The 17,716-nt window shown below is 40.5% G+C and carries 14 protein-coding genes and 1 pseudogene; 8 read left to right on the top strand and 7 right to left on the bottom strand.

What is annotated here, in order from left to right; all coding sequences use genetic code 11:
• Positions 1 to 21 precede the first annotated feature (21 nt).
• Positions 22 to 735 (top strand): metallophosphatase, encoded by a 714-nt coding sequence (locus ACQFX9_RS17325; protein WP_427157221.1) that lies wholly within the window; start codon positions 22 to 24, stop codon positions 733 to 735.
• 137 nt (positions 736 to 872) lie between these two features.
• Here the strand turns inward: ACQFX9_RS17325 and ACQFX9_RS17330 are convergent, their stop codons facing one another.
• The 5 genes from ACQFX9_RS17330 to ACQFX9_RS17350 all read right to left on the bottom strand — a co-directional run bounded on the left by ACQFX9_RS17330 (position 873) and on the right by ACQFX9_RS17350 (position 8,086).
• Positions 873 to 1,079 (bottom strand): hypothetical protein, encoded by a 207-nt coding sequence (locus tag ACQFX9_RS17330; protein WP_427157222.1) that lies wholly within the window; start codon positions 1,077 to 1,079, stop codon positions 873 to 875.
• Between the two features lie 144 nt (positions 1,080 to 1,223).
• Complete coding sequence (locus ACQFX9_RS17335; RefSeq protein ID WP_427157225.1) at positions 1,224 to 3,323, bottom strand: RNaseH domain-containing protein; 2,100 nt, start codon at positions 3,321 to 3,323, stop codon at positions 1,224 to 1,226.
• 136 nt (positions 3,324 to 3,459) lie between these two features.
• The gene (locus ACQFX9_RS17340; RefSeq protein ID WP_427157227.1) at positions 3,460 to 4,062 is read right to left on the bottom strand and encodes a hypothetical protein; all 603 of its coding nucleotides are present in this window, start codon (positions 4,060 to 4,062) and stop codon (positions 3,460 to 3,462) included.
• A gap of 6 nt (positions 4,063 to 4,068) precedes the next feature.
• Positions 4,069 to 6,930, bottom strand: coding sequence for a hypothetical protein (locus ACQFX9_RS17345; protein ID WP_427157229.1), 2,862 nt, complete (start codon positions 6,928 to 6,930; stop codon positions 4,069 to 4,071).
• 4 nt (positions 6,931 to 6,934) lie between these two features.
• Positions 6,935 to 8,086 carry a hypothetical protein gene (locus ACQFX9_RS17350; protein WP_427157231.1) on the bottom strand — a complete coding sequence of 384 codons (1,152 nt, stop codon included), beginning with the start codon at positions 8,084 to 8,086 and terminating at the stop codon, positions 6,935 to 6,937.
• Between the two features lie 139 nt (positions 8,087 to 8,225).
• On the opposite strand from ACQFX9_RS17350, the gene ACQFX9_RS17355 reads away from it, so the two are divergent.
• The 4 genes from ACQFX9_RS17355 to ACQFX9_RS17370 all read left to right on the top strand — a co-directional run bounded on the left by ACQFX9_RS17355 (position 8,226) and on the right by ACQFX9_RS17370 (position 13,634).
• On the top strand, positions 8,226 to 8,588 hold the full coding sequence (locus tag ACQFX9_RS17355) for a helix-turn-helix domain-containing protein (protein WP_427157233.1): 363 nt from the start codon (positions 8,226 to 8,228) through the stop codon (positions 8,586 to 8,588).
• An 18-nt stretch (positions 8,589 to 8,606) separates the two neighbouring features.
• Positions 8,607 to 9,149: an ImmA/IrrE family metallo-endopeptidase gene (locus tag ACQFX9_RS17360; RefSeq protein ID WP_427157235.1), complete on the top strand. Its 543-nt coding sequence runs from the start codon at positions 8,607 to 8,609 to the stop codon at positions 9,147 to 9,149.
• 381 nt (positions 9,150 to 9,530) lie between these two features.
• The gene (locus tag ACQFX9_RS17365) at positions 9,531 to 12,440 is read left to right on the top strand and encodes a helicase-related protein (protein WP_427157238.1); all 2,910 of its coding nucleotides are present in this window, start codon (positions 9,531 to 9,533) and stop codon (positions 12,438 to 12,440) included.
• Positions 12,441 to 13,358: 918 nt separating this feature from the next.
• The gene (locus tag ACQFX9_RS17370) at positions 13,359 to 13,634 is read left to right on the top strand and encodes an AbrB/MazE/SpoVT family DNA-binding domain-containing protein (RefSeq protein WP_427157239.1); all 276 of its coding nucleotides are present in this window, start codon (positions 13,359 to 13,361) and stop codon (positions 13,632 to 13,634) included.
• Positions 13,635 to 13,771: 137 nt separating this feature from the next.
• Here ACQFX9_RS17370 and ACQFX9_RS17375 read toward each other — a convergent pair whose 3' ends face one another.
• Positions 13,772 to 14,443: an IS1096 element passenger TnpR family protein gene (locus ACQFX9_RS17375; RefSeq protein ID WP_427157241.1), complete on the bottom strand. Its 672-nt coding sequence runs from the start codon at positions 14,441 to 14,443 to the stop codon at positions 13,772 to 13,774.
• 96 nt (positions 14,444 to 14,539) lie between these two features.
• Complete coding sequence (locus tag ACQFX9_RS17380; protein ID WP_427157243.1) at positions 14,540 to 15,049, bottom strand: hypothetical protein; 510 nt, start codon at positions 15,047 to 15,049, stop codon at positions 14,540 to 14,542.
• A 279-nt stretch (positions 15,050 to 15,328) separates the two neighbouring features.
• Between ACQFX9_RS17380 and ACQFX9_RS17385 the strand changes: the two are divergent.
• From ACQFX9_RS17385 to ACQFX9_RS17395, 3 genes and pseudogenes are all read left to right on the top strand, one after another.
• Positions 15,329 to 15,799, top strand: a pseudogene (locus tag ACQFX9_RS17385) (hypothetical protein); the annotation flags it as partial.
• Between the two features lie 387 nt (positions 15,800 to 16,186).
• Positions 16,187 to 17,233, top strand: coding sequence for a response regulator (locus ACQFX9_RS17390; RefSeq protein WP_427157244.1), 1,047 nt, complete (start codon positions 16,187 to 16,189; stop codon positions 17,231 to 17,233).
• 101 nt (positions 17,234 to 17,334) lie between these two features.
• Complete coding sequence (locus tag ACQFX9_RS17395; RefSeq protein ID WP_427157246.1) at positions 17,335 to 17,712, top strand: response regulator; 378 nt, start codon at positions 17,335 to 17,337, stop codon at positions 17,710 to 17,712.
• The last annotated feature ends 4 nt before the right edge of the window (positions 17,713 to 17,716 follow it).

Below are 17,716 nucleotides of genomic sequence, written 5' to 3' on the forward strand. Positions count from 1 at the left end.
TCACTAAGAGTGAAAGTCTAAATGAACAAGTGGGCTATTTTAAGCGGAATTGAAGGTAATTTATTGGCTTATGAAGCTGTTTTAGCAGATATTAAACGCCAAATTAATCAAATTGAAGCTGTATATATCTTGGGTGATTTAATAGGGCCAAGTCCAGAAGTAGAAAAATTAGTAGAAAGAGTGCTGAACCCACTTCGTGATGAACTAGAACCCCTTGTTTGTAAAGGTTGGTGGGAAGAAAAGTGTTTAATTTTGCATGGTTTGGGTTCTACTGGAGAAACAGATGATTTAATAGCAAAATATGGCGGCGAAACAGTAAAACTACTTTGGGATTCTGTTTCTCGTCAAACAGTACAATGGCTAAGAAATCTAGATTTTGGCTTTTTTGAACTAGATTGTTTACTAATTCACGGTACAACTCTATCTATAGATGAAGAACTAACACCGAATACTGCACCAATTACAATACTTGACCGCTTATCAAGAATGCAAGCAAATACTCTATTTTGTGGACGTTCTGGTTTAGCTTTTCAATATCAGCTAGAAACTGGCGCAGTTACTACATCTGTGACTACTCTTGATAGACAACTATCTCCGCAAACTGTAAACATATCACCACGCCAAGTCATCGGGGTGGGAAATGTGGGAAGAACACCAGGGGAAGCAAAATACACTCTCTATACTCCCACAAATAATCACGTAGAATTTAGAACTGTTCGCTATGGTGTAAGTTAATCATTTCAAGTCAATAATAAAGCATGATTCAAGATATCATGTGTTGAAAGCTTCTTCTACGGGAAAATTTGGCTGTACAAATAACGACACAATCGTCAGGATAGATTGTTTTTGTACGTTCAAATTTCAAACTATATTTAGTATGAATGTCTTTGATTTTCTGGCGCATGATATCGAGCCAGTAAAGCAGAAGCTGATTCTTGGTGTTTTTCAGCTAGATATTGAGGATAGATAAATTGAGCATTGTCCATAAAACGGTACACCCACCGACAAAACTCTTCTAGCGATCGCTGAGGTAATTTAACAATATAATCTACGTAAGCAGGTTTTCCATCTTTTCCCATTCTTTTTTCTTTTATTTGATTAACAAAAATGATGCTTTATTAAATTTTAAACAACAAAAACTTATCTTTACTCATGCCTGACTACTTACTCAATTATCCTCATGCTTTTTCACGACTTTTTCAGCAAGCCCTACTTACCTCAAACTAAATTTGTAAATTTACACCAAGTATACACAAGTGATCCTCTATAACTTCCTCACCTAAGTGCATTGGGTATGGCAAAACTATATTTCCCATAGACCAAGCTGGTGAGCATCTTAAATAGTGAGGAACACGACATAGTGCTTTTAAAGCTTCTTCTGGTTGAAAATCTGGGCGTACAAAGAACGGTACAATTTCCACTAGCTGTTGATGTTTGAATGGAAAGTTAGCACCGAATTTATCCTCTTGATAACCGAGTTTATAAAGTTCGGGAATTGGCTTTTCATCTTGCGCCTTCTGTGTTTTTGGCAGTTTTCCCACAGAAAAGTAATGCAGCAGTTCTGGTACTGAGTTATCGTAAAAACTGCTCAAATGTTGAAAATCTCGTGCTGGAAAATCTTTGTTCCAAGTTTCTCGATTAGTGATGTACTGTGGTGTTTCTTTACCAGTGCGAATCCGAATTACTGCTAACAAGTTCTCTAGTTGGTTACTCTCACGGCTGTACTCGCAACTGTGACCAGGAACATGGCGAAAGTTTAAAACGTTGCGTTTTGCCAGCAGGTACTCATTTTTCAACTGAAACCAGACTGAGCCATCATTATCTTCACCACGTTCGTTACGCCACCCTTCGGCTTCAACTAAAACAATGCTTGGCCTGTCTAAATGTTTGGTTACTACCCGCGCAACAAACTGTACTAATTCTGTGCCGCTTAACTTGATTTTACTTTGAATGCGTTTTGTATTTTCATAGCGATCGCGGCGTGCGTCAGCAAAAATTTTTCCGACAGCAATCCCCGCCTGTGAGTAAGGAATCCAATCATCAGCATCAGGAAGCATTACATCTACCGCACCCGTTGCACGCAACCGAACCGCAAGCACATAGTGAATATCACCTTGATATTGGTTGGTTTTGCGACGACAAAAAGCAATTACATCTAACTCTTGGGCAATTTCTTTTGGTATTTTGGCTTGCTCATAGAGTTGAGAAGGTAGTCCATATAATGCTCCAGTTTGACGTAATGTTCCATCCAGTACGGCATTCATCACCCGTCCTTGTGTGGCTTTGCTGTAGGCTGGTGATTTATCCTCATCGTCTTCTGTATCCCTTGATTTTTGTGTAACTGTCTGTATCATTTGGGAGCTAATTCCCTCTCTGACACAAGCTTCACGAATAGCTCCTTTGATATTTTGCTGGGGAAGAACTCCCTTTGTTTTGATGCGTCTAATTTCAATAACAGAGATATCACGTCCATAGTTAGCTTCTAAAAGTGGTTTATGGGGGTATCTTTGACAACTCAAATGTAAGAAAATCCACGGTTTTAAGTTGCCATTATCATTGAATCTTCCTGCTTGGGTTTCAACATTAAAGTCTAGACGGTAAGCAAAATAACCTTCTTTTTCCTTACCATAATTATCTGTATAATTCGCCTTAAATGGCTTACTAACTAAGTAAAGTCCTACTCTACCCGAACCACCTCCCTGTACTTTGCGCCATTGAATTTCCTGTTGTCTTTTTCCAGAGTTAATAATGCACTTTTTACCATGCAACATGGTTGCAAGCAGACTAGGAATGGCTTGAAATCCTAATCCTCTCTCTGCGTTGATATCGCGTACAAGTGTTTCCGGTTTAATAGGTTGCCAATCCCAATCAGGTGGTATGACACCCATTCTTTCGAGAAAGCGATCGCACACGCTATTAACTTCATTTTTTGAACCATACTGTTTCGTCCACTCCTGCGCCCAAATTCTCACTAATTCATGTATCTGCTGGGGTGTGGGAGTTTTCAATGGGTTCTCTGGTGTTCCTACAGCTAATGCTTGATATAAAGGAAGCTTGGTTTCCTCGTCAGAACCAACATACTCAAAGCTGTATGTCAGTGTAGATGCACAAGCAAGCAAAGCATTATTTAACTGTCGATATGGTGGTGTAACCTCCCTGTTTTTACCACGATACAGGGTTTGTTTGATATCGTGGCAAAAGTCTCTTACTATCTGGACAAAAGGAAATGGCAACACAGCAATCTCTAGCTTGGCAAAGGCATTTTTTACCAAACTCATCCGTGCAGGTAACAGAATATTTTCTGGTGTAATTTTGCTCGTCATACTCTTTATCTATCTCTTGCATCTATTTCCCAGTTGAAGCCATCAATATCAACCAAAGCATCTGCTATTGATTGGTATAAAGCTTTACTTATCGCATCTTCTTCAACATAATCACAAAGCAAATCGATGATTGCGGCTAGTAGGCTGGTGCGTGGTGTTGCTCTTTGGTATAGTTTGGCCCCCAAGCAGCATCAACAAAGTAAGCGTGAAAGGGAACACCTCCGCGTAAAAGACGACCGACAGCTTGAACGATTACGCCAGCCGTAGTTGCAGCTAAATCTTGACGGGGAAAAGCGCGTAATTCTTCATTTTTATACAGTGTTTTGTAGTAAGAACGATGTTCTACAGATCGCCAGTAACGTGCAGCCAATTGGCGCACAGCTTCCGCACGCCCTAAAATGCCGTCTTTTTCCCAAGCAACGAAATTCCCATCTTCTACCCAATCTAAGGCACGACGGTTGATTTCTTGAGCGATCGCTTGAGTATCATGGGGATGAGGATAGGGACGGGTGAGAAAGTAAACCGCGCCAAAAGCCGCTTTACCATTGGCATTCAAAATGTTGAATCCGCGCCCCATAGCACTTATTGGTGCAGCCAGGATTTTACCGCCAGTCAGTGCGAAAGTTTCGATATCAGCACGGTTGAGCGCACCAACTTCCATCCTTGAGAGATAGTTGATGTCATTATCGGTCAAAGTTTCTGTGCGATCGCGCTGCAAATGGTAGACTTGCTCTCGCATACCCCACTAACATTGACGGATTTCCTCTGCTACCCATCGCGCCTGATCGTAGGAGTTGACGAGTAATAGTATGCGTTCCCTATCCTGCCAAAAATCTGGATTGCTCTGGCCAAGCTGTTTCAATTCCTCAAGTTCCTGTCCTAAATGACCGCTACCATTGTTACCAACTAAGGCTTGTCCCATTTCTTTGAACATTCCCGTCTTTTGCCGTTCTGCTGTCCCAGAAATACGGATAGGTTCATTTTTGCGGTTCGATTGAGGTAGAAACTTGAAGCGACTTTGGGCTATTGCTTCTGTGGCACTCGCCTCCGGCATTAAAATACCTTGTGGATTGCCCACATGAAACTGAGTGGAATCTCTTAGATAAGATGTTCCTGATAGTGCCAAGACGTTGGGGCCGCGTTGACCATCCAAGTCTGTCAGCAAGCGATGAAAGTTCAAAACATAGTAACGACCAATGTTGGTATAGGCAAATATAGATAAAGCATTTTCGCTGCTATTCTCAGATTGGTTGTGATTGTCATCCTTGCGGGAATAGTAAGTACCAAACTGCCTTCCTGTTGGTGGTAACGGTAAAATATTTAACATTGCTGTTGGCATCCGACGATGTGGCGGCTCGTCATCTAAAGTGGGTGGTCGATGATGCCATTCATAAAAAACAATGCGCGTGTGCCGATCTAAAAGGGTGATGGTCAGGGCAAACTGTAAACGATAAGCTAGGGTTTCGAGGGTGTCTACCGGATCTGATTCTTCCTCCTGTTTTGATGACTTTCGCCGTTTTTTCTTGGCTGTCTGCTGTGAATTGTTTTGACGTTTTTCTAGTTTTTCTCGCAGTCGTGCTAACCTTTTTCCTGTATTGGGAAAAAAGTCAACTATCCAGGCTTTGCAAGCACGATAAATACTATCATCAGTGGCACTTTCGCCAATACTATTAATCTGTTGAATCAACAGTGCTAGTCTCTGAACTTTAGAATTTGGTCGAGGTTGCCCAAGTAAAGGGTCATCATCAAGTAATGCGTCAAAATATCGCATTATCTGCTGCACTCGTCGATTATTAGCTTTAATTTCTTGCTCAGTGACATCAGGATGATCTAATTCTTCAAGTCCAGCTAGGCGACGAGAAAATTTATACAGGAGAGAATTAGGTGTAAAGTAGCCACGTTCTATCCATTTACGTAAAAACTCGTGTCCCGAATGCTTATCTAATAGGGTTAAAGTCGCTGTAACTACACTTTGTACATGGCGTTCTGCGGTTGCCCATCGCACCATCAAGGACGGGCTAACACGGTTGAATCTCATGTAATCTTCAGTTTGTACCCCAATGTCATCAAAAACACCACCATTGGTCAGTAAAACTTCTTCAGCATATACATCATCAAACCACTTAATAACTGTGTCTACTTCATCAAACACAACAATATCGGAATGTAGATAAACGAGTTCCCCTATTTTGATGGGACGCAATTCTAGATGACGCGGTAAACCAGCCATTGCCATTGCACCTGGAGTTGTAATCCAAACGCGGGCATTTGGCATATCACGATAGACTTGTTGTGATGGGCAAGTGGCAAAAAACGGACACAAGTGAGAGACACTAGGGTAATTGTTTTGTTTTTTACGCTTGTTTTCGCTTTCTGGTGCTTCTTTCAAAACATGACATGGCTCAGTTCCAGGTATGAGTGGCTTACCATGCAAACGGTCGAAGATATCGCTGGCTTGTAGCAATCCTTGCAAAGCACAAGCCGTTCCCAAAAAGCGATCGCCCCAGTGTGGTTGTCCGCGTTGCCAGTGTTCCTGAAAGTCTTTTGAGCCATAGAAGCTTTTCAGGTGCGCGTCTCGTTTACTGCGTCCTAATAACGGTACTGCAACAGGCTCATCGTTTTCTGGATCGTCACAGAACCACCAATTAATTTGATTTGCTAACCGAATTGCTGACTGTACATCACTAACAACCAATGTGATACGGCGATCAGGATGATGTCGCACAACATTAACAGCAAGCAAAGTTGACAGGGTAGACTTCCCAGAAGCAACCTGTCCCGCAATATGTACAAAACCATCCAAATCTAGTGGTTCTGTATTGCGATCGCTCACCGTCCCGTCTTCCTGAATTTTGTGAAAGTTGATTTTGCGAAAGCGGCTTACCCAATGTCCTTTTTGTGTCTCATGCCAACCATATCGGCGTGCTAATAACTTTTCACGGTGATCTAGGAACTCTGCATCTGATTCTAAATCTGAAATTCGCACTGAAAAAGAGTTGCGATCGCGTGGTGTAGGAAACCAAGGTTGTTGTCGTGCAGGACTTAAATGTTCTGGTGTGAACTGTAATTGCATCGTAACTGTTTCTTTTTCCGTCTTAGCCTGAAATTGGTAGGGAACCCCAGCCTTTACTGGTTCAGCCCTGCGTTGGCGAAACTTCAAGTCAGCACTCAGACAGTTTTCATATAAATTTTGGTGGACTTGATGGCGCAAGTGTTTCGCCGCATGAATAATCTGAGAATCTAAATCTTGGATATCGAAATCATAATTACGCAAGTTTTGCGGAATATTGCGGATATAAAAACGTAATGCTCCCAACCAAGCAAAACGTGCAGAACATGGGATAATTTGCCGAGCGTTAGCAACTGCACGCTTCTGACTTGCATCTAAGTTTTGTAAACGTGGATGTCGCAAAGGCATACCACTGAGTATTGCCCAAACTGCTGTGACTGGTTCATCTTCGATTCCTAAACACTCCATCAAGGCAAAGCCAAGTTCTACCTCAAGTAATAATTGGGCTTGCTCTCGATTTAGCTCAGAGTTATCTTTCAATTCTTTGATACGTTTTGTAAAAATAACAGGTGGCTCAAATAATGTCATTTGACTCATAATGCTATTTCCCTTTACTCAGGTGCATTATCTTGGTGTTGACTCGTTCTTCAAACGCTGTATCGCTGAAAAGATGGGTGCTTTTTGGCAATCCTGTTGCTTCTTCACGCAAGATATCAATGTAATCTTGGCGTTGACGCAGACGATGGTGAGGAATCACATAAAAACTTTCGTCGTAGTGCAAATCGCCTTCCCCAAATATCGGCTTGAGTTGCAAAGCCAAATCATAAGGATTGCGGTAGTCTTTGACATCTACAGCCCACACTGAATCATCACCAAAACGTAGTTGCAAGTCGTAACGGTCAATGCCAGGCCAAAGTTGAACTTCACAAAGATATTCTGGCTGTTGTTGATGCAGCTTTTTTAAAGCCTCGAACAGATTTATCTCTGGGATTCCAGGCAGACAAACACGCCAATGAATGCCAAACTTGAGACGACGCAGACCTTGCTTCCAATAAACACGCCGGACATGGGACAAGTTTTTGCGATGGTCATTGCAGACACTGGGCTTAATGCCACGTAAATGCCCATGTTTTTTAATTAAAGGGCCACAGCGATCGCAGCACCAATAAGATTCATTTTCCTTACAGTCTTCGTATAGTTCGCCCACATCATTAATAGATATGTAACGTGTTTTAGAAAACGTCTTGCGTAGACTCTCTAAAGTGGTATAAGGATTCTCAATTAAGAATCGCCGTAGCAAAACATATTCTTGCACAACGCGTTCAGCATCCTTTTCGTTGGCTTCTTGCAGTCTCTCCAACAACCTCTGAAATAGAAAGTTTTCCAGCGCAATTTGTTGTACTTTCACAGAAGCAAACTCAGGAAGTTGCCCTCTTTTTAACAACTGTTCATAGAAATATTGACTTGCTTCTTCACTTAGGGCTTTATCGTATATGAAGCCATATTCTGAGTCAAACTCTTTCGGTATTGATAAGGGATACCATGTATGCAAGGGTTTTTCTAAAAGACTAAAAAGACCTTCTAAAGTACGTGGATAAGGAATACCTGTCATCTTCAATGCCAGAGTGTTGCAGGCACGCTGTAAAAAATCAGGGTACGGGTATTTAGGGATTTGATATTGAGTATCAAGGCGGAAAAACTCTGCTAACCCAACAACCAAGAAATCAAATAAGATGATTTCGCTATTATCCAAGCAATACCTCCTTTGTATAAAGCAAGCTTTGGATCTTATGTGTCTTTAATGAAACGCTGTCAATTTAAAAGCACATAACAACTATAGCTTATGATAAATAAAAAGAAACACTGTTTCATAAATGAAACGATAAGCACACATGGAATACCGCTTAGACACAAATTTATTAGCCGCAAGGGTGAAGACAAAGCGAGGGAAGAAAGGGCTGCGAGACACAGCCAAAGAAATAGGTAATATTAGTTCCTCAACACTCTCACGGGTAGAAAATGGCAAAATGCCCGATATGGAAACGTTTTTATTACTTTGCAACTGGCTGCAAGTCTCACCTGCTGAACTATTTAAGAAAACAGAGGAATCCGAAGCACCCTCCGAATCAAATACATTAGAAGCAATAGAAATCCAATTGCGAGCCTCGAAAAAACTCGATCCGGCAGTAGCCAATGCGCTGGCAGAATTAGTCAAAGCAGCGTATCGGGATAATGCTCAACAAAGCGACAATTAAAAGCCGGATTACAAGAATATGGCACTAACAGAGACATTACCAACTGAGTTTAGGCAAAAGTGTGAAGGGATTGCCACTGAGCAACGTAGTTTATTAAACTTACGGGCATTTGACCCATTATCAGCAGACATACTGGCGGTTCAACTAAATGCCAAAATTTTGACACCTGAACAGATTCCCAGCCTAGATCCTTGCGTAGTAGAAGTATTACTCAATAGTGACCAATGGTCAGCAGGGATTATTAATCAAAGCCCTCTTTGGATTATAAACAATCCACGCCATACCCCTGCGCGACGTGAATCAAACCTAATGCACGAGTTTGGACACCTGCTATTAAGACACAAAATTGTCCGCTTTGATCCCAATACCGAGCTTCCTCTGCGCCGACAGAGTGATGAAGATGAAGCAACTTATTTAGGTGGTTGTCTTCAGATTCCTCGTAGGGGTTTACTTTGGGCTGTTCAGCGTCAAATGAAACAAACGGAAATCGCAATACATTTTCATGCAAGTGAAGAAATGGTGAGATTTCGTAGCAATTTCACAGGCGTAAATATTAGGTGAAAGTTGTGTAAAATAGCTGGTTGTGTTCTATGTATTGGCTTTTTGTTAGGAAATTTGGCTCTGGTTTTCTTAACAACACGAGGATTGCTTCGACCTTCTCTGCGAGACGCTATGCGAACAGGCTCTGGGATCAGCTCATCCAAAATTTCGCGCTTCAGCCAGGTGAAAAAAAGGGAAATTCTTCAATTTGGAGCCGTTGGAATTTAGGCACAGCCCGACGAACAATATTCAGCGTGCCAGTAAAACTTAAATTTGGTTGAGGTTATCCAAGTCAAGGGTCATTATCAAGTAATTGGCACAGAGCGATCGCTAAATTATAGTACATAAATACTAATAAGACGGATAATAGAAGGGTGTTAATGAAATTAGTAACACTCCATCATGCCTCGCAAGTCAAAGTCAAAGTTAGCATTGGTATTACAGTTGAATCCTGATGGTCAACCTATTGCAGGTGTCGGCTCTGGTGTAGGATTAGAGTTTATTAAAGCCTATTTTCCAGAAGCTAAAAATATAATTCGTATTGCTAGTGCTTACTTCAGCCTAGTTGGATACAAGTTGGGTCGTAAGTATGTAGCATCGGAGGTACAATTTCAAATCCTAGTGGGTCGCGAGGAAGGAAAGCATGTCCAAGCCACTGTGATTGATGAGATTATCGCAGATTTGGGGCAGTGTGATACGGATCTGTGGAAAACAGTTTTTGAATTAGTTGAACGTATGAAATCCGGACGCTTCATCATTCGAGATGCCCGCGAAATGCAAGTACCTTTTCACTGTAAATTTTACATCTGTGATTCAAAGCTAATATGGCATGGTTCATCAAACTACAGTCGTAGAGGACTTTGTCAATCAGCAGAGCAAGTGAGCGTTAGCCAAGATTCTGAGCGCATATGTTTGTTTACAAATTGGTATGATGATGTTGCTCAAAATGCCCAGGATTTACTGGCCGAACTGATCAAAAAGTTAGAGGATTGGCTTAATCTCGCCACCCCATTCGAGGTATACCTCAAAACACTTTTTCTGCTCAATAACTTAGCTGAATATCCTTTGTGTTTGGGTGCGTATTCTCCTGTGTATTATCAGAAGGGTGTAATTGCACGCGCTCTTCGTCAAGCTAATGAGTATGGTGGCGCACTTATCATAGCTGCGACTGGTCTGGGTAAAACTGTTATAGGTGCTGAAATTGCTTTGCGTTTGCAACCAATAGGCAGAACTAGTCTAGTTATTTTAATTGCTCCTGGAGGAGTACGCAAAAATTGGGAACAGCAGCTGGAAAATCGCAATGTTTACTTTAAGTTTTTTAACATTGATCTGCTGTTTCGCAAAGCTTCTGAGGAATCTCGTAAAACAACCCAGCTAGAGAAGGAGCTTCAACGAGCTAATGATAATACTGTGATTATTATTGATGAGGCTCACTTCTATCGAAATGAACTTCTACGGGAGCAGTCCAAGCGTGGTAAGAGTTTGGTTTATGAACGTATAGTACCAGCAGTCAAGGCAGGTGCAAAAATCCTTTTGCTCACGGCTACAGCATACGGCACAGATTACTTAAATCTTAATAGTTTGCTATATCTTCTACCTCATCGATTTTACAAACCTAATCTATTAGAAGAGCAAATTCCTTGGGAAATTATTGATGCCGAAGAGTTTTCCCGCTTACCAATCGTGACCATTTTGGGATTACCTCATGTCTTACAAATGGCTCGAAACAGAGGTGATATTGATACAAACGGAAGAACTTTTATTCAGTTTGGTGATGAACGACGTTATCTGCCAAAAAGCCTCAAGCTGTATTCATTACGCTATCGATTGTTCTTGCAGCCTGAACTACAAGCAGCTTTTGATCGCCGTTGTTTTGATCAAGCTTTTAAGTCTCCATATAAACGGTTTGATGATGACAAAATGGCTATCTGCGAGAGTGCAATCGATACAGTGTACAATTCTTCACTTACACACTGGCTTAGTTCACCTATAGCAATGGCATACAGTATTGAACAAAATCTTGCGACATTAAGCTATTGTGAGCAAACAGAAGACTCCTCTCAACTCACTCTAAACCTATGGGAAGAGTCTGCTACTGATATTCATAATCAAGAACATCGCTCTTTTAACCTTGATACACAAAATCGGTCTCATAAAACATGGATGTATCTAAGCTTGGAAGAGCGTAGGAATACTCTGATACCACTATTGGAACGGCTTCGGCAGAGTAACTACACAGATGACAAGTTCCTGAAATTGCAGAACATTATTCAGGAGCATTGCCTAGATATAAGGGGTAAAGTCATTATATTTGTCAAGAGATATCTTACTGCCCAGTATTTAGTAAGTATGCTGGAAAGAACATTTAGTGGAACACTTAGGATTGGTTGTACTGTTGAAACGGATGAAAGTAATCCGCGATTAAAAGCTGGACTACAGCGTTTTGAAATACTAAAGCAGTTTTCGCCACGTTCTCATAATTACAATGCCAGCACAGAGTATAACGTACTAATTTGTACTGATGCAGATGGTGTAGGTGTTAATTTACAAGATGCTGATACTGTTGTGAATTACGATCCACCCGAAGGAGCAGATGAGTTATTTCAAAGGGCAGGTAGAGTGTTGAGAATGACCGCAAATTCTGAACGAGTAGTTCAGTTCTACACACTTGTACCGCTAATCATAGATCAAACAGACAGCCGCTCCCGCGTACAAAACGATATTTGTAAGAGATTTACTCGCATTGCTCATCGCCACGATAAATCAAAACGCATTTTGGGATCTGGTGTCATCTCAGAAGAAGAACAGTCCGAAATAACGATTGATAGTGATTTGGATGTGGAGCAACTTACACGAGACAGTAAGTTTTTGACAGATATTGGTGGACTTGGTGCTGAGTCAATGCTATCTCATATAGCAGTGCTTGAACAATACCGGAGTCGTGCAGAAGAACTGCCAGAATATTTACTGAGTGCAAGGAACTATTCCAAGCCTCAACCCCGTATTTTTGTACTGCTTAAATATGAAAGTAAGGACTTTCCCATACTTTTCAACTTGTCAAGCAAAAAGCTGGAAAAGCAAGATGAACTTGCTATTCTTGACTTAATTGCTTGTATAGAATCAGAACCTTGTGCCGCAATTCAAGCTGCTGAGATTGAGAAGATAGCTAACCAAGCTGCCCGTGCTTGGTGTGATTTTGAGAATATTTCTGTAGATAGAGTCAGCAAAATTTGTGGTCTTTATCTCGTACCGTTTGACAAGACAGTAGAAATAAATCGGTTGCTAGATAACACTTCTAACTATGAAAAATAAAACCTGGAAATACAGGGTTAATACAGCAGTTTTGAAACAAATGAGGTACACCAATAGTCCAAGGGTGAACGCCGTTCGCCTCTACTAATGTACCTCATGCACCTCGAACGCGCTGTATATACTTGATTTGATTCAAGTCTAGTGGATCATAGGTTCAGAGGCTAAAATTGGCCTGAGTTACACGCCCTCTTGTCCAACCCCATTTCATACGGTTTCCTCAAAGCGAAGCTTTGAGGGAGCCTGTTCCAAAAGAACAAGCTCGGCAACATACGCTCGCCTGCTCCACAGCAATCTTCTTGCATTTTCCAGCGTTGCATAAATGCGGGATTAATTAAGCTTTTTTAGCAAGGTAAACTACTGATTTTTGCGGCTTTGCGCCTACCCGTTTCCTTCCCTACGAGACGCTGCGCGAACGGGTTCCGATTTAGGGGTATGCACGAAACATAAATCATCCAATTAATCAGCAACGCCAGAACACGCGATCGCCTCAGAACAACTAGCTGATGACTATTGCCGAATAGCAGAAGAACGACAAAATATAGCTTGGAAGGCTATATAAAATCCTTTATTTACAATACTTTCAGCTTATTTGTACAATTTCTACACCCAATTTACACCCAAAAGGATAATATCAAAATTTCCTGACTTATTACCTCCAATTATAGTTGAATTTTTGACAAAAATGGCTAAATATGCACTGTTTTTAAGTATGCTTGGGCGATCACCACACATTCTTGACACTGGAATAGTAAAAGCGATCGCCCATATGAACGTATGAATATTAAAGGGTTAAGGGTTTAACCTCATCTGAAATCGCTACCATCAAAGCACTAGGCGCAGTTGAGGAATGAAAAATGTAAAAATAAGAGTGAAGTACAAACAAATTGCCAATTTCTAATCATCAAATTTCCGCAATATATGGAAATAACCAAAATATCAAATGAAGGACAAGTGATTCTTCCTGAAGAATTACTAAAAGCTTCAGGCTGGGAAATCGGACAGGAATTAATAGCAGTTAATATGGGTGATGGGATTCTTCTCAAGCCCAAGAAACCCTTTGCAGAAACTACATTAAATGTAGTTGCAGGCTGTTTAAAATATCAAGGCGCACCCAAATCTTTAGAAGATATGAATCATGCCATCCGTCAAGGTATTGAGGAATTATGGCATAGTGGTAGCCTTCGTGATGACTGAGCGACAAAACCTAGCTTCAAAATATGTGATTAGGCGATCGCCCACTTTTTCCCTTACATTAATTTGGTAGCAGAAATCAGGCTGGGCGGTAGCATATTCTGACACGTCTCTAATGTGGGATTGTCGCCACAGTCAAGCTAATCCTCGTCTTCTCTCTCTTCACCATACTGTGCTGGTGGTTTGCCATGATATTCAAGAATCTTGGGCTTTTTCATTTTGGCACTGGCAGGCTCAATTTTTTCTAGCTGCAAATCAAACTCCCACTCATCCAGTAAATCAAAGGTAAATTGCAGATGATTTCCCACCTCAAGCGGTAATTCACCTAAGCGAAAATCGCCAGTATTTGGGGGAATATCAACAAAAGGATGAGTAAATTCAAAAATGCGTCCTATATGGTCTTTGTAAATGAATCGGTAGAGATGTTCAAAGTCGAAATCAAATGCTTCCACAACTGCGGCGGCCACTTGATCTAAATTGAGGTTGCTAGGAATGGCTATGCGTCGCCAAGCATCTAACAACGCAACTTTAAAAGTATAAATTGCCTCGTTAAACTCTCCGTTGGCGATGACTAAGGTTTGTTCCCATTCAGGAAAGTATTGCTGGAGATACGGTTTGAGTTTTTCAAAGGCGATGCGGAAATCTAGAGATATTTCTTCATCTTCTGGCTGTGGTTCAATTTCATCATAAATTTCCGAGAGTAAACCTATCATGGCATCTTCCCAAGGGCAGCGTTTTACAGTAGTGATACGCCATCCTCTAGCGGGTTCTGGTTCTCCTGGAGTGAGGTCAAGAAAACCAAATAAATGCAACAGGCTAAGGTTGTGAAAGCCTGGATAATAGACTAATTTATCTTGTTCTTGATAACTATTAACGGTTAAACCTTCATCTGGAATTTCTCGCCAAAATTAGCAGCAGCGAAATAATGGTCTATATATGTCTCTAGATTCGCCTAAGAGTTCGCCTTCTCCCCAAAGTAGCCAGGATTCTAAGAGTGTGAAATATTGTTCAGTTGGGTTGAAGCCTTGCCAAATTTTGAGGCGTTGTTCGTTTAATATTAATTTGGTTTTTTTGCCTTGGGTGATAACTTGAGACAGTCCAGATGCGCGAAGGACAAAGTATAACCCGTGAATATAGGGGTAAGATTTTTGATGCGGACGCTTGAGGTTAGTTTCAATGGGGTAACTCAAGCGAGAATTGAGTTGCTGGAGGTATTTGAGAGAGAATTGGTGATACGTGCTGCTAACTTCAACGCCGTCTGGTTGGAGAAATTCTAGGACGGGTTGAAAGTCCCGCAGAATTTTTCCTGGAGAATTTTGGCTAATACTTTGCTGTTGGAGGATTTGCTTTTTATCTTCCGTCAGAGTGGGAAGTTGTTCTCGCAGATGATTGGGAACGGAGAAAAGTCGTCTCATCATCTAATTTCAACTCTCATTTACAGGGTATATGAAATGCTTTACTTACAATAGTTGCAGCTTATTTTGACTTTGCCGAAAGTAATATTGCATTTGGGCGATCGCCCATTAGTATACAGTGGCAGCAGCTAGCTAAACCAACGCATCCATCAACAATATTAGTAGCTAATTTGACATTCAGTCGTTGAGATATAGCATAATACAAGTTACATACCTAACATTCTCTACGGTAGGCTATGTAATTTTACTGCCTATACTCCTCAACTCTAAACCGACCCTTTTATGTCAGAAGCCATTGACAAGAAATCTTTGAGTGAACGCGACATTTGTACAAAGTTTATTACACCTGCTTTAGTTAATCGCGGTTGGAATATCAACACTCAGATTCGAGAGGAAGTAACGCTGACAAAAGGTAGGGTGATTGTGAGGGGTAAGCTTGCTAGTCGAGGTGAGCAGAAACTGAGTGGATGGAAACCGAAGCCAGGACAAAGGGATAAATATGGTAAAGAAATTCCCGACCAAGTATTTAATCAGCGAGATTTTGATAGAACTCTGGTTCTAGAAAAGCGGACTGAATTAGTCGCGCGGATTATTTCTGATTATCTCAAATCAAGCGATCGCTCTGCCAAAACTATCGTTTTTTGTGAGACGACTGACCACGCAGAACGGATGCGGGTAGCATTGGTGAATGAAAATACTGATTTGGTGGCGGAGAATAGCCGAGATTTCTCGTTAATCCTTGGTAATGATTCTGGTAAAATACAGTGTTTTTACGGAAGCAATTTTCCGAATCAGCCTGAAATGAAGTAATTAGAAAAATTTTAAGTATTAATACTGATATACAGTAAGTTAAATTCTGTTAATTTTGCATTATTATTTCAGTGGTTATGAATTAAAAGTTACTCATAAGGTATATGGCTATTGGGAAGCTTTACCTTTTTCTGACTTAATTCTACTCATTGACTGTTAATTTCTGTACAATTGGCTGCATTCACAATAACTGACACATGGTTTTCATCGAGTTTAGCCACAAATCTTGGGTTCAAAAATTTGTATTTAAAATTACAAACAACTATTAACTGATCCTTGCTAGGAATTGTGGTAAAACTGCTAAACACATTTAGCTAAGATCAAGGCAAAATGAACACAACTCCTATAAGTAACTACAGATTAATCCAGAAGCTACATCCCATATCTTTATTAGCACAGCTAACCAGTCGCCATGCTACTGGATGCTTACGTATATTTTCTGAAACAGCTTTTTGGACAATTAATCTAGAGCAAGGTAAACTCACTTATGCTTCATACTCAGATAAACTATTTGAGCGTCTAGATAGTCATCTGCGGAGGTTTAGCCAAAGAGTTCCTAATCTCAACAGTGCAACGCGAGTGCAGATGCGCTTGATGTTTGAACCCCAAGATGAAAGTCAGTCTTTGGACTATGCTGATTACCAAGCGATTTGTTGGTTAGTAAATCAAAATTATATTACCGCTAAACAAGCAGCCGTCTTGATAGAAGAATTAGCAAAAGAAGTGCTGGAATCATTTCTAGTATTAAAAGAGGGAAGCTATGAATTTTATCCTGAACAGGCTTGGGAAGAATTACCAAAATTTTGTTATTTAGATTTACGGTTATTAGTTGAACATTGTCAAAAGCAGTTACGCACCCGTCAACGCATTCCATCTACACCGAATAGTGCGGGTAGTCCAATTTCTACTCCCAATAATCAATCAAACGCTCAACCACAGCCAGAGAATGAGCCACCAGGAATTAAACCCAACAATGTAGAATCAGTACAAACTCCTCGATTAGTGAGAAGAAGTTTATATACTATTGCTTGTATAGATGACAGTCAAACAGTCTTGAATTCTATCAAAAGTTTTTTAGATGAAAACGTTTTTGCAGTTGTTACTATTAATGATCCTGTTAAGGCTTTAATGCAGATTCTCCGTAGTAAACCAGACTTAATTCTTTTAGATGTAGAGATGCCTAATTTAGATGGTTACGAATTATGTTCTTTACTGCGGAGACATTCAGCGTTCAAAAATACGCCCATTATTATGGTGACAGGAAGAACAGGATTTATTGACAGAGCAAAAGCCAAAATGGTGAGAGCTTCAGGTTATTTAACCAAGCCATTTAATCAGTCAGATTTATTGAAAATGGTATTTAAGCATTTGGGTTAAGGTTTTAGGAGAAACAAGGTAGACAAGGTAGAAGTAATGACTAATGACTAATAACTAATGACTAATGAGTAATGAGTAATGACTAAACAGGAGACTTAACTGTGAACTTGACTTTAGTAGGGACAATTTTAATTGTGGAAGATTCGCCTAGTGAATTAGAACTGATGAGCCATTATCTTCAAGAGAGTGGTTATAACGTGATTAAATCTGCTAGCGCGAAAGAAGCTATGGAAAAGGCTTTATTATATGAACCGGATGTCATTGTTAGTGATGTAGTTATGCCGGAAATGAGTGGCTTTGAATTATGTCGCTCTTTGAAGAAAAATCCTGTGACAGCAAAAGTGCCTATAATTATTTGTAGTTCTAAAAACCAACCCATTGATCGTTTATGGGCAATGAGACAAGGGGCTAATGCCTATATAACTAAACCATATACTCGTGAACATCTATTGCGTACTATTAAATCAGTTGTGAATTAAATAA

This window comes from Aliinostoc sp. HNIBRCY26, assembly GCF_050235535.1.
In the GTDB taxonomy this organism is placed as follows: Bacteria; Cyanobacteriota; Cyanobacteriia; order Cyanobacteriales; family Nostocaceae; genus Trichormus.